Source organism: Orbaceae bacterium lpD04 (assembly GCA_036251935.1).
GTDB lineage: Bacteria > Pseudomonadota > Gammaproteobacteria > Enterobacterales > Orbaceae > Orbus > Orbus wheelerorum.
In genome coordinates this window covers 152,233-166,054 of the sequence record CP133967.1, presented here as the reverse complement: position 1 = coordinate 166,054, position 13,822 = coordinate 152,233, and the positions used below count along the sequence as shown (strand labels likewise).

Here is a 13,822-nt window from a genome sequence, read left to right as displayed (position 1 = left end):
ACTTACTGGTAGTTACCAAGTCTGTGTTGATTTAAAGCTTTCAAGCATCTCTTTTAGCTTATTTTCAACATCATCATTGTAATTACCTGTTTTCGCAAGTTCTGTCATAAACTCATTGTGCTGACTATGTGCGAAAGAAAGTAGTGCAGCTTCGAAAGGGAGTACTTTCGCAAGCTCAATATCTTCTAAATAGCCACGTTCAGCAGCAAATAAAACCACAGCTTGCTCAGCAACAGTCATTGGAGCATATTGTTTCTGTTTTAAAAGCTCAGTTACTTTTTCACCATGACTTAACTGGTTTCTTGTTGCTTCGTCAAGATCAGATGCAAATTGCGAGAAGGCCGCTAGCTCACGATATTGCGCAAGCGCAGTACGGATACCACCAGATAATTTTTTCATCACTTTAGTTTGCGCAGCACCACCAACACGAGATACCGAAATACCAGGGTTAACAGCAGGTCTAATACCTGAGTTAAATAAGTTGGTTTCTAAGAAAATCTGCCCATCAGTAATAGAAATTACGTTGGTTGGTACGAATGCAGATACATCGCCCGCTTGAGTTTCAATAATAGGTAACGCAGTTAAAGAACCCGTTTTACCTTTTACTTCACCTTTAGTAAATTCTTCAACATAAGCAGCATTTACACGTGCAGCACGTTCAAGTAAACGTGAATGTAAATAGAACACATCACCAGGATACGCCTCACGCCCAGGTGGACGACGTAATAGCAACGAGATTTGACGATAAGCTACGGCTTGTTTTGAAAGATCATCATAAACAACCAATGCATCTTGTCCACGATCACGGAAATACTCACCCATCGCACAACCAGCATATGGTGCAAGGTATTGTAATGCCGCAGATTCAGATGCTGATGCAACAACAACAATCGTATTTTTTAACGCTCCGTGTTCTTCAAGTTTACGTACCACATTAGCAATAGTCGATTGTTTTTGACCGATTGCAACATAAATACATTTAACACCAGAATCGCGCTGATTAATGATAGCATCAACCGCAAGAGCTGTTTTACCTGTTTGACGGTCACCGATAATTAATTCGCGCTGACCACGACCAATTGGGATCATTGAGTCGACAGCTTTATAACCTGTTTGTAAAGCCTGATCAACTGACTGACGTTCAATAACACCAGGAGCAACCATCTCAACTGGCGAAAAGCCGTCATTTTCAATAGTGCCTTTACCATCAATTGGTGCACCAAGCGTATTAATTACACGGCCAAGTAAGCCATCACCGACCGGAACTTGTAAAATACGACCAGTACATTGAACTTTCATGCCTTCAGCAAGATCTTCATATGGACCCATTACAACCGCACCAACAGAGTCTCGCTCTAAGTTAAGTGCCATTGCAAAGCGGTTACCAGGTAGAGCTATCATCTCACCTTGCATAACATCAGTTAATCCATGAATACGAAGAATACCATCACTAACTGAGATAATGGTTCCTTCATTGTGAGCCTCGCTCACTATGTTGAACTGAGCAATTCGCTCTTTAATTAGTTCACTTATTTCCGTTGAATTTAGATGCATTATCAGTCCCCTTAAGACTGTAGCGCGTCACTTAAACGATTAAGGCGCCCTCTAATACTACTATCAATAACCATGTCACCCGTACGAATAATAAAACCAGAAATTATCGACTTATCAATATGACATTCTAATTTTACTTTTCGAGATAAACGTTGTTCGATTGCTGCTTTAATTTTATTAAGTTGTGCTTCGGTTAACGGCGATGCAGAAATAACATCAACATCAGCAACTGCTTGGCTCTCTAAAACATATTTAATAAAGAGAGTTAATACTTCTGGCAGTAGGGCTAATCGCTTATTTTCAGCCATTACTTTAATAAAATTAGTACGGTATTCATCAAGTTCATCTTTACAGATACTGATAAATACATTTGCAATTGAATCAGGCTTCATATCAGAAGTCAGAACACTTTTTATCTGTTCTGCCTGACTGACGTGTGATGCTACCACCAACATTTTTTGCCATTCTTCAATACAATTACGTTCTACAGCAAAATCGAAAGCAGCTTTAGCATAAGGGCGAGCAATTGTAACTAGGTCTGCCATTGCTCAATCTCCTCTTATAATTCAGCTACGAGTTTGTCAATAATGTCGCTATTAGCGGCCTCATTAACAGAACGTTCAATAATTTTTTCTGCACCTGCAATTGCAAGCATAGCAACTTGTTGTTTCAATTCAGCTTGAGCACGTTTACGTTCAGCGTCTACTTCAGCAAGACCTTGCGCAACAATACGATCTTTTTCTCTGATCGCCTCTTGCTTTGCTTCTTCTAAAATAGTTGCTTTGCGTTTATTTGCTTGCTCAACAATTGCATTTGCTTCAACCTTAGCCTGTTGCATTATTTCAGATGTATTTGCTTTGGCTAATTCCAAATCTTTTTTTGCGGCTTCTGCTGAATTTAAACCATCGGCAATCTCTTTTTGGCGTTTTTCAATCGCACGAATAACCGGTGGCCATACAAACTTCATACAGAACCAAACAAATAATACAAATGTAATTGCTTGGCCGAGGAGTGTTGCATTCATATTCATGAGACAATTCCTCTCAGTGTTCGATTAAACAAATTATTAACCAGCAACTGCGAAAATAACATATAGCGCAATACCGACACAAATCATTGGGATCGCATCAACTAAGCCCATTACAATAAAGAATTGGGTACGTAACATTGGCATAAGCTCTGGCTGACGAGCCGCACCTTCTAAAAATTTACCACCAAGGATCCCAATACCAATTGCCCCACCAATTGCAGCTAAGCCCATCATAATACCTGCAGCAATAAATAACATCTCCATCATTTTACTCCAATTAAATTAACAAAAAATTTGATTAATGCTCTTCTGTTGCCGATGCCATGGATAAATAAACAATCGTCAACACCATAAAAATAAAAGCCTGTAACACAATAATTAATATATGGAAAATAGCCCACGGTAGTGATAAAAACCACTGTGACCACCATGGTAATAATGCTGCAATTAGAATGAAGATTAATTCACCCGCATACATATTTCCAAAAAGTCGTAGACCAAGTGAAATTGGTTTTGCCAGCAAGCTAACCATTTCAAGCACAAAATTGATTGGTGCAAAAGCCCAGTGATTAAAAGGATGCAAAGTATAATCTTTAATAAATCCTTTAATTCCTTTGTACTTAAATGTGTAAATTATAATAAGTAAAAATACACCAAGAGACATCGACATAGTAATATTTACATCAGCTGTTGGTACAACGCGTAAATAAGGAATACCCATTTGTTGAGTCACATACGGTAAAAAATCTACTGGGATTAAATCCATTGTGTTCATTAACAAAATCCAAATAAATACGGTTAACGCCAAAGGCCCGATTACTTTATTTTGCCCACTAAACATATCTTTAACGGTTTTATCAACAAAGTCAAAAACCATTTCAACCGCACATTGCAATTTACCAGGAACACCGCTAGTTGCTTTGCGCGCAACACAATAAAAAATGAGTAAAAACGCGACCCCGAGTACGATTGAGAAAAATAATGAGTCAATATTAAATGTCCAAAATCCTTCGCCAACTTGCAAGCTATGAAGATGGTGCTCAATGTACTGTTGTGGCGTTTTTGGGGATGAAATTGCCATATTACCACTTATCCTTTACTTAAAATAAAAAATTACCTATACCTTTCATCATTGTTCCAATGATGAAAGGTATAAACAATCGCTCTAATAATCGATACCTGCTATTTTAAACCTATATACCCGTGCCAAGTCAACAACAGCTTTTACAAAAAGCTAGATTAGCACACAATTTATCAAATTGCAGGAGGCTTTGTTTAAATATTGCGCATAATATTATTTAAAAAACAAATTCTAATATTAATAAATTATCGATTCATAAAATTAATAAATTTGATGCTGGTAACAAACATCATTTCCTTGTCCTTGTATGGTAACAAAAATACCGACCGCAGTAATTAATGTTTCATTATAAAACACTAAAGGAATTCGAGTTCGCATCCATGGTGGAATGCCCAATTCTTGCCATAATTTTTTTATCTGTCTTGAGCCTTTGCGCCCAACTATTTGGTATATGCCTTGAGTATAAAAACCAACAAAAACTTGTTGATCTTTATTTGGTAGGCAACAATTATTAGATAATGTTGTTGTCATCGATAGCTTACCAAGATTATCGGGTAATAGAAGCGCATTATTTAGATCTAACCAATTAAGCTTAATTGATTGTAAATCTTGGTAGTTAGGTAACAAATAGAGCTTTTCTTGATATCGACGAACCTGCTTATCATGCAAAATAAACTGAGGGTTACTATCTTCCTTAGCCTGAATAACAGTTTGCCAAATAATATCGAGTTGTTTACGACTAGGCATTGTAACTTGGTGGCGCTTAAACCACATTCGTAATATCGCATTACGTTTAACTAAAGAAAAAGAAAGGAGTGGCTTAATCGATAAATTTAATTCGTTATCAATAAGTAGCTCAAAACAATCAAATAATAGCTCATCTAATAATTGTTGCTGTTCGTGACAAAGCTGTGCGCTTCTTGCAACCATCTGATTAAAATGAGGCCAGCGTTCATTTATTACGGGTAATACGTTTAAACGCAGAAAATTACGATCATAACGAGGATCTTGGTTGCTTTCATCTTCGACCCAAGCTAAGTTACATTCTTGTGCATATTGTTCTATCTGATGACGACTAATAGTTAGTAATGGCCGAAGCAATAGATGAGAAGCCAGCTCAATAGACTCTGGCATAGCCGATAATCCGGTTGGGCCACTACCGCGCTTTAACGCTAATAAGAATGTTTCAGATTGGTCATCAAGGTGCTGAGCTGTGCATAATGCGATATCTGGCGTTAGGTGCTTATTAATAGCGTTATATCGAGCATCTCTTGCCTGCTGCTCAATATTACCTTGTTCTAGTGCTAAGCAAACCTTTTCAATAATAAAAGGTACTTGCCAGATTTTACACTGCTCACGGCAATGCTCAGCCCAAACATCAGCATGTTCACTAATACCGTGATGAATATAAATTGCTTTGACATCTAAATCTGGCAAATGCTGCTGTTTTAACATAACAAGTGCGTGAAGCAACACTGAAGAATCAACGCCGCCACTATAAGCAATGAGTAAATTCCGATTAAAACCAATTTTAGCTTGCACAGTATTTAAAACTGCTGATATTAAAGAATTTTTCATGCACCTATACCGAGATTATAACGTTGACATCTTATTTTTACTGAGCGTGATACGATTGAGTCCCGATTCTAAATCAGTAATTAAATCATCAGGATCTTCAAGGCCAATATGCAAGCGAATCAATGTACCATCAAAATTGACGCCAGTAACAGGCCTAATTTGAGCGATTTCTTCAGGTTGATGGGCTAAAATTAATGATTCAAACCCGCCCCAAGAATAAGCCATTGAGAATAACTTAAACTGATCTAAAAAATCAGCTAATTGAGCATCAGAAAGGCGGTCGGTTAAAATAAATGAAAATAGTCCACTGTAACCTAAAAAATCACGCCTAAAAAATTGATAGCCTTCACAACTTGATAATGCTGGGTGGTTTACTTTTTCTACTTTTGGATGCTTGGCAAGCCACTTTGCAACTTTTAAACTACTTTTTTGATGTTGCATTAAGCGAACAGCTAAAGTCCTAAGTCCTCTAGCTGTAATATAAGCAGTATCAGCATCACACATTTGTCCCATAAGATAAGAGCGCTCACGAAGCTGTGGCCAACATCGCGCATTAGCAACAGCTGTACCAATCATTGCATCTGAATGGCCAACTAAATATTTGGTGCCCGCTTGAATTGAAATATCGATATCATATTCAAGTGCTTTAAATAAAACGCCGGCACTCCAAGTATTATCAATCATAATAATAATTTGTGGATTAATTTTACGCGCAGCAGCGACTATTGCTGGAATATCGTGAACTTCCATTGTGATTGAACTTGGTGCTTCTAAAAATAATACTTTTGTATTTGATTTAATATACGTTGTAATATGTTCGCCAATTAAAGCCGGGAAATAGCTAGTTTCAATATCTAAATCTTTAAGTATACGATCACAAAAATCATGCGTAGGCTCGTAGGCCCCTTCAGATAATAAAACATGATCACCTGCTTTAACAAATGCTAAGATTGAATTTGTCACCGCTGCCGCGCCACAAGGGTAAAGATAACAACCCGCACCACCTTCAAGCTCACACATCGCATCTTGCAATGAAAAGTGGGTTAACGTTCCTCTACGCCCATAATAGAGTGCACCTTCCGTGCGATGTTTTGCCGCATCCTTTTTAGCTTCAACAGAATCAAAAACAAGCGATGATGCTCGTTGAATTACGCTATTTACTGAACCTTGTGTATAACGGTTTTTACGGCCGGCACTAATTAATTTCGTTTGCATTATTTTAGGAAATTTCATATTGGCTTCTCGAAAAAGATAAATAATGATTTTTAGCTAAATTTATAAAAACATATAATACTAATTAGCATAACATGTTTTAAAACAACTCTCCAAAATCCTGTTAGAATAGTAAAAATTTTCTTAATCTATCTAATTTATGTGCCAAAATTTTGTTTTTATTCAAACTGCGAACCTAAACGATCTCGATTTAGCCACGATGTTACAATCAACATTGCTATCATCACAAGTGATTAAACAAGCAGAAAATTTTTCATCAAATAAACAAAAGCAGTTTGTTGCATGTCGATATTTATTGGCGCAACTACTTAATAGACACTTAGATATTGTATCACTACCAAATATCAAAATTGCCGAGAATAGCCGCCCCCAATTTGAAAAATCTCATTTACCCGATTTTAATATTAGTCATAGCGGTGATTTTATTGCCGTTGCAATAAGTTCAGTAGGAAGAGTTGGATTAGATATTGAATTTGATAGACCAAGAAAAAATATACTCACTATTGCCAAACAGTTTTTTTCAGAGCAAGAAAACATCTGGTTGAATAAACAAATTAATATACTCTCTGCATTTTGGCAACTATGGACTCTGCGTGAATCAGCTCTAAAACTTTATGCTAAAGGCGTATGGCAGATGAAAGAACTTGAAATCATGATGCCAGCACAAAAGGCTAGTGCTAAATTTGCAACAGAGTTTTACCTTTATCATCAAAAACTTGAGCATATTTACTTATCGGTATGTTGTGGTAAGCCAATCTATACTATTGTTATAGATTAGCAAACCTTAGATTTTATAATTAATTCGTTATTTTTTTGTTGTAACATACTATTATAGTGAAAATAAATTAGCGCATTTACACTATAATAATCTTAGTTTAAAAACTTACTGCACCTTCTTCTGCTGAAGCTAAGTTTTCACGAATAACAGAAAATAGCTCGCGGCCAAAACCATGATAAGAGTCAGTGAGATTAAACTTTTCGGGGATCCTTGTAGCCAACTCTTTTGGATCAACTAATAACGTCATTTCACCACTTTGACCATTAACGCGAATAATATCTCCATCTTGAACTCTGTTAAGTAATCCACCAATATAGGCTTCTGGTGTGACATGAATAGCCGCAGGAACCTTACCTGATGCACCAGACAATCTGCCATCTGTTAACAACGCAACTTTGTAACCACGATCTTGCAAAACACCTAATGGGGTAATTAATTTATGCAGCTCTGGCATACCAATTGCTTTTGGTCCTTGATAACGAACAACAACAACGCAGTTTTTATCCAATTTACCTGCTTTAAAATCAGCATCAAGATCGTATTGACTATTAAATACAACGGCTGGGGCTTCAATAATTTGATGATCTGGCTCAATTGCTGATGTTTTCATTACTGCTCGACCTAAGTTACCGGACATCACTTTTAAACCACCATGCGAATTAAATGGCTTCTCAAATGAAGCGATAACCTTATCATCTAACGATTTTAATGGGCCATCTCGATAAATTAGTTTACCATTTTCTAAAATTGGTTCTTTGGTATAACGGCTTAATCCACGGCCAACAACAGTTTCAACATCTTCATGTAATAGGCCGCCAGCTAATAGTTCCCGAATCAAAACAGACGTACCACCAGCAGCTTGGAAGTAGTTGATATCAGCAGGGCCATTAGGATAAATTTTGCAAAGTAGAGGTACGACTTCAGACAAATCGGAAATATCATCCCAATTGATAATAATACCCGCCGCTTTTGCCATTGCAACCAAATGCATAGTTAAATTTGTTGAACCACCGGTTGCAAGTAATGCAACTAAGCCATTAACAATAACTCGCTCATCAACCATTTTTCCAACCGGCATATAATTACCTGATTGCTCGGTTAAACGTGTAATTTGCCTTGCAGCTGCATTTGTGAGCTCAAATCTCAATGTGGTTTCTGGATGAACAAATGCAGCGCCAGGCAAATGTAATCCCATTAATTCAATTACCATTTGGTTACTATTAGCAGTACCATAAAAAGTACATGTTCCGCTTGTATGATATGATGCAGACTCAGATTCTAATAAATCTTCACGGGTTGCTTTACCTTCAGAGTAAAGCTGACGGATCCTCACTTTTTCCTTATTTGACAAGCCTGATGGCATTGGGCCTGCTGGTATAAAGATAGCGGGTAAATGACCAAAAGCCATCGATCCCACAAATAAACCTGGTACAATTTTATCGCAAATGCCTAAATATAATGCCCCATCAAACATATTATGTGAAAGTGCAACAGCGACAGACATTGAAATAATATCGCGACTCATCAATGAGATTTCCATACCCGGTTCACCTTGAGTAACCCCATCACACATAGCTGGAACGCCACCAGCCATTTGCCCTATAGCGCCAACCTCTCGCAACTCTTTTTTAATTTGCTCCGTATAAAACTCATAAGGACGATGAGCAGATAACATGTCATTATATGAACTGATGATACCGATATTACTTTTTAAAATATTTTTTAAATCATCTTTATCAGAACTACAACAAGCGGCAAAACCGTGCGCTAAATTACTACACGATAAACTAGCGCGAGCGACTTTTTTTGACATCGCTTGCTCAATTTTTTTTAGGTAAGCGTTTCTTGTTATTTTCGAACGTGCAATAATCCTGTTTGTAACGGCTTGTATAGTAGAATTCATTTATAACCTCTTAAACTTGTCTAATTTTAATATGATTTCATTGATGCTTAAATTTAATATTAGCTATTCACTTATTTGGCAAACATGGCAAATAATGGATTTAGTATCTGCTATTACCTTAGCTAAAGGCCGCTCTATATCGACAACAAAAATATCTTTTTCATCTATTGAAGGCTCTTCTAGCGTATTAAACTGTGATTGCAACATATTCGTTTTTTGATAATGCCCCTGACGTTTATTTAGTCTTTCTTGAATTGTCTCAAAACCACCTTTCAGATAAATAAAGTAAATATTATCGTTGCCATCGCGAATAACATTGCGGTAATTTTGCGTTAAGGCCGAGCAAATAATAACTGAGATAGGATTTACATTGCTCATAGCAAAAGCTGCTTGATTAATAAGCTTTAGCCAAGGCATACGATCTTCATCATTAAGCGGTATGCAACTACCCATTTTTAAAATGTTAGCTTTCGGATGCAAAAAATCACCATCTAAGTACGCGATATCTAAATCATAAGCGAGTTGCCTTGCAATGGTCGATTTTCCTGAGCCAGAGACCCCCATTAATACAAAAACTTGCTTGTTATTATTTTTCATCAAAGATCCTAGTATAAGCCTTTGTGTTACGGGTAACATTTTCCGCGTTATAATAACCGAATTCAACTTGGAAAAGTAAAATTTGTGATCATTATCATAATTTTAATTAAGGGAAGGGATATCAACAATACCAGCTAAAATGTTAATTAATATTAGGATTAAAGGAATAATTTATAAACTTTCACCATCTAGATATTTAACAGGCAAATCAATAACCTTATTGATGACGTCTTTACCATTTATGCGTTTTAATAGTAATTCTGCTGCCGTTTTACCCATCTCAATTCTAGGTGTTTGTATTGATGCAAGTTTAGGTGAAAGGGCTTGGCCTATTGCATGACCATGAAAACCAACTATTGCAATCTGCTTAGGAACTGGTATTGCTAAACGTTGGCACTCAAATAAAACACCTAACGCTAAATCATCGTTAGTACTAAAAACACCATCAACATTCGGATATTCGTCTAATGCATTATGCAATAATTTAGCTCCTAAAGCGTAAGATGATGCCTCTTTTGTTGCAAGCGTATGAGGAATTAACCCAGCGTCAAGCATCGCCTCTTCATACGCTTTTTGCCGAATTATACTACGATAATCCTGCCTTGCACTAAAATAAACAATATGCTTACGACCTTTGGCAATCATGCGTTTAATCATATTTTTTGCAGCATTAAAATTATCAAACCCTACAGCCATATCAATGCAAGGTGACACACTATCCATTATTTCAACAATTGGAATACCAGCAATCGCTAGCATTTTAAGTGTTGCGGGGTTGTGAGAACGCTCAGTTAAAATGACACCATCAACATTATAAGAAAGTAATGAACGCAGCCTCATCTCTTCTTTATCAGCACTATAACCCGTGTGCGCAATCATTGTTTGATAACCATGCGTATCAGTTACCATTTCAATACCTTTTAGTACATCAGCAAAAACTTGATTGGTCAAAGACGGTAAAACAACGCCAATTGCATGGCTTTTGGCATTCGAAAGCATATCGGGTGCTTTATTAGGAATATAACCAAGATCATCAATGACGGCAGCTATTTTTACCTGTAACAGTTTAGAAACCAGATTAGGATCTCTTAAAAAACGACTTACCGTCATCTTGCTAACACCTGCAAGATTTGCAATTTCAATCAGCCCTGAACGACGTTTTTTATTCATATCATTCTCTTATGGTAATCTAGGTTGCCAATCAATCGGGATTTTGCCTTGCTGCGTTATTAATTCGTTTGCTTGGGAAAAATGTTTACACCCCAAAAAGCCACGATGAGCGGATAATGGGGAAGGGTGCACAGAAGTTAAAACATGGTGCCTTTGCCTATCAATAAACTGACCTTTCTTTTGTGCAGGTGAGCCCCATAGTAAAAAGACAACTCCCGTCAAATTTTGATTAATGACATCAATAACATGATCGGTAAATTTTTCCCAACCGATTTTGGCATGTGAATGCGCGAGCCCATCTTGCACCGTTAATACATTATTTAGCAACAATACACCTTGCTCTGCCCAGGAGGCTAAATAACCATGTTTTGGGATCTCAAAACCAGCAATATCAGTCGCTAATTCTTTATACATGTTTTTTAACGAAGGGGGAGGATTAACGCCAGGTAAAACGGAAAAGGAGAGTCCATGAGCCTGATTGGGTCCATGGTAGGGATCTTGCCCCAAAATAACCACTTTAATATCTGAAAAAGCCGTAAATCGAAAGGCATTAAATACGTCTTGTTGCGCAGGATAAATAGTTTTACCACTATTACGTTCGTTGGCAACATATTGCAAAATTTGTTTAAAATAATCTTTTTCTTTTTCGATGCCAAGAACATCATGCCAAGTTAATTTTTCTACCATAAGCTGCCTACATTTGTTTTAATGATAATTTATGCGATGCGTCTTAGCGGTAATTATACCGAAAAACAATAATAAACCTAATAGATATCGCGGTGTAGAAATAATATTGATAATTAATTCATATAAAAACGATAACCAAAGATAATAATTATTAGATTAATAGGTTTTTTTGATTTAAATCAAATTTTAGAAGTGATATATTAACCATAACAAATTTAGGGCAATTTGGCTCATTAGGAGGTTTTAAAATGATTACAGGTATTCAAATTACTAAAGCAGATAATAACGCTCTTCTAAATTCTTTCTGGTTATTAGATGACAACACAAACGAAGCTCGCTGTGTGGCGGCAAAATCGGTATATAAAGAAGATCAAGTCGTTGCAACAAAAGACCTTGGTCAGTTCGAATATCGTGAAATCCCATTAGATGTAGCGCCAACTGTAAAAGTTGAAGGTGGCCAACATTTAAACGTTAACGTGTTGCGTCGTGAAACACTAGAAGATGCCGTTAAACACCCAGAAAATTATCCACAATTAACTATTCGTGTTTCTGGTTATGCTGTTCGTTTTAATTCATTAACAGCAGAGCAACAACGCGATGTAATTGCACGTACATTTACAACAAATATGTAATTTGCAGTTTATCGATTTAAATAGCCCAGTTAATCTGGGTTATTTTTTGCCCATTTATTAGAATTTTCCCGCAATTATTATTTATTGGTTATATAAATAAAACCGAATATCTATTTTTACTAGAACGTACAGTTCGCGCTAAAATTAACCATTAACTTTTTATTGAAAAGGTATATTAACAAGATGAAAGTAAACAAGGTATATGACGTAATTGTGGTGATAGTATAAATTAGAATAGATAATTAAAAATAAAACAATTTTCATTATTTTATAAATAAAAAAAGCCACTCACTAAAGTAGTAAATGGCTCTAGTTTTAGCTTAAATAAAGTTAGTAATTTATTTTAGCCAAAAAACTTTTTAACTTTATCAAAAAAGTTTTTCTCTTTTGGGCTATGTTTTGAGTTTTTATCGCCCGATAAACTTTCAGTTAACTCTTTTAATAACTCTTTTTGTTTATTCGTTAAATTAACTGGCGTTTCAACAACAACATGGCAATATAAATCGCCCATTGTCGCGCCACGTAATGATTTTATTCCTTTACCTTTAAGCCTAAATACTTTTCCTGTTTGCGTTTCAGCAGGAATAGTTAAACTCACTTTACCATTAAGCGTTGGTACTTGAACTTCACCACCTAAAGCTGCTAAGCCAATATTAATCGGGATTTCGCAATGTAAATTAATGCCATCTCGTTCAAATATTGCATGTTGTCTAACTTGTATTTGGATATATAAATCACCAGCTGACGCACCGTTTTTACCCGCTTCGCCTTCACCAGAAAGCCTAATTCTATTACCAGTATCCACACCAGCAGGGATAGTTGCTGACAATGTTTTAGTTTTTTGAATTCGCCCTTCACCATGGCATTTTTTACATGGATTTTTAATGCTTTTACCACGCCCATGACAAGTAGGACACTCTTGCTGAACAGCAAAAAAGCCCTGACGCATTTGCACAATACCACTACCATGACAGGTTTCGCAGGTTTTAATATCGGCCGCATTTTCAGCGCCTTTACCATGACAGACATCACAAACAACTGCCGTTGGTACTTTGATCTCTTTGGTTACACCGGTTGCCGCTTCTTCTAAGCTCAAAGTAACATTGTATTGTAAGTCATTGCCTCTTGATGCACCCTGGCTACGCCCGCGACCTCCTCCGCCACCGAAGAATTCACTAAAAATATCACCGAAAGCATCGCCAAAGTCAGCGCCACCACCAAAACCACCGCCGCCAAATCCACCATTACCGCCTTGTTCAAAAGCAGCATGTCCATATTGGTCATAAGCAGCTTTCTTTTGTGGATCATTTAAAATTTCATAAGCTTCTTTAATTTCTTTAAATTTAGCTTCAGCTTCTGTTTTATTATCCTGATTCTTATCTGGATGATATTTCATGGCAAGGCGTTTATAAGCTTTTTTAATCTCTCGCTCATCAGCATCTTTTTTGATGCCTAAAACCTCATAATAATCTTTCTTAGCCATTAATTATTTATCCCTTAATTTTGTTTCAATTTATATTAAAAATATTCTTTACTAACAAAGAGGAATTACTAATATAAAAAATTGAATCAAGCCTTT

The 13,822-nt window shown here is 36.5% G+C and carries 14 protein-coding genes; 2 read left to right on the top strand and 12 right to left on the bottom strand.

The window, feature by feature from the left end; translation table 11 throughout:
• Positions 1–12 precede the first annotated feature (12 nt).
• The 7 genes from atpA to metC form a co-directional block, all read right to left on the bottom strand.
• Entirely contained in the window at positions 13–1,557 is a 1,545-nt protein-coding gene (gene atpA / locus RHO14_00755) for a F0F1 ATP synthase subunit alpha (protein WVD72483.1), read from the bottom strand.
• An 8-nt stretch (positions 1,558–1,565) separates the two neighbouring features.
• Entirely contained in the window at positions 1,566–2,099 is a 534-nt protein-coding gene (gene atpH, locus RHO14_00750; GenBank protein WVD71347.1) for a F0F1 ATP synthase subunit delta, read from the bottom strand.
• A 14-nt stretch (positions 2,100–2,113) separates the two neighbouring features.
• Entirely contained in the window at positions 2,114–2,584 is a 471-nt protein-coding gene (gene atpF / locus RHO14_00745; protein WVD71346.1) for a F0F1 ATP synthase subunit B, read from the bottom strand.
• A 36-nt stretch (positions 2,585–2,620) separates the two neighbouring features.
• The gene (gene atpE / locus RHO14_00740; GenBank protein WVD71345.1) at positions 2,621–2,851 is read right to left on the bottom strand and encodes a F0F1 ATP synthase subunit C; all 231 of its coding nucleotides are present in this window, start codon (positions 2,849–2,851) and stop codon (positions 2,621–2,623) included.
• Between the two features lie 31 nt (positions 2,852–2,882).
• Positions 2,883–3,665: a F0F1 ATP synthase subunit A gene (atpB, locus tag RHO14_00735; protein ID WVD71344.1), complete on the bottom strand. Its 783-nt coding sequence runs from the start codon at positions 3,663–3,665 to the stop codon at positions 2,883–2,885.
• A gap of 261 nt (positions 3,666–3,926) precedes the next feature.
• The gene (gene tilS, locus RHO14_00730; protein ID WVD71343.1) at positions 3,927–5,243 is read right to left on the bottom strand and encodes a tRNA lysidine(34) synthetase TilS; all 1,317 of its coding nucleotides are present in this window, start codon (positions 5,241–5,243) and stop codon (positions 3,927–3,929) included.
• A 15-nt stretch (positions 5,244–5,258) separates the two neighbouring features.
• Positions 5,259–6,476, bottom strand: coding sequence for a cystathionine beta-lyase (gene metC, locus RHO14_00725; GenBank protein ID WVD71342.1), 1,218 nt, complete (start codon positions 6,474–6,476; stop codon positions 5,259–5,261).
• Between the two features lie 199 nt (positions 6,477–6,675).
• Here metC and RHO14_00720 point away from each other — a divergent pair, with 199 nt between their 5' ends.
• On the top strand, positions 6,676–7,254 hold the full coding sequence (locus tag RHO14_00720; GenBank protein WVD71341.1) for a 4'-phosphopantetheinyl transferase superfamily protein: 579 nt from the start codon (positions 6,676–6,678) through the stop codon (positions 7,252–7,254).
• 97 nt (positions 7,255–7,351) lie between these two features.
• Here the strand turns inward: RHO14_00720 and edd are convergent, their stop codons facing one another.
• From edd to ung, 4 genes are all read right to left on the bottom strand, one after another.
• A complete protein-coding gene (gene edd / locus RHO14_00715; protein WVD71340.1) occupies positions 7,352–9,157 on the bottom strand; it encodes a phosphogluconate dehydratase in 1,806 nt (601 codons plus the stop codon).
• 63 nt (positions 9,158–9,220) lie between these two features.
• Positions 9,221–9,754 (bottom strand): gluconokinase, GntK/IdnK-type, encoded by a 534-nt coding sequence (locus tag RHO14_00710; protein ID WVD71339.1) that lies wholly within the window; start codon positions 9,752–9,754, stop codon positions 9,221–9,223.
• Between the two features lie 171 nt (positions 9,755–9,925).
• Complete coding sequence (gntR, locus tag RHO14_00705) at positions 9,926–10,924, bottom strand: gluconate operon transcriptional repressor GntR (protein WVD71338.1); 999 nt, start codon at positions 10,922–10,924, stop codon at positions 9,926–9,928.
• A gap of 9 nt (positions 10,925–10,933) precedes the next feature.
• Positions 10,934–11,611, bottom strand: a complete 678-nt coding sequence (gene ung, locus RHO14_00700) for a uracil-DNA glycosylase (protein WVD71337.1) — start codon at positions 11,609–11,611, stop codon at positions 10,934–10,936.
• A gap of 248 nt (positions 11,612–11,859) precedes the next feature.
• Between ung and grcA the strand changes: the two genes are divergently transcribed.
• A complete protein-coding gene (gene grcA, locus RHO14_00695; protein WVD71336.1) occupies positions 11,860–12,243 on the top strand; it encodes an autonomous glycyl radical cofactor GrcA in 384 nt (127 codons plus the stop codon).
• Between the two features lie 343 nt (positions 12,244–12,586).
• Here the strand turns inward: grcA and dnaJ are convergent, their stop codons facing one another.
• Positions 12,587–13,726: a molecular chaperone DnaJ gene (dnaJ, locus tag RHO14_00690; protein WVD71335.1), complete on the bottom strand. Its 1,140-nt coding sequence runs from the start codon at positions 13,724–13,726 to the stop codon at positions 12,587–12,589.
• Between the last annotated feature and the right edge of the window lie 96 nt (positions 13,727–13,822).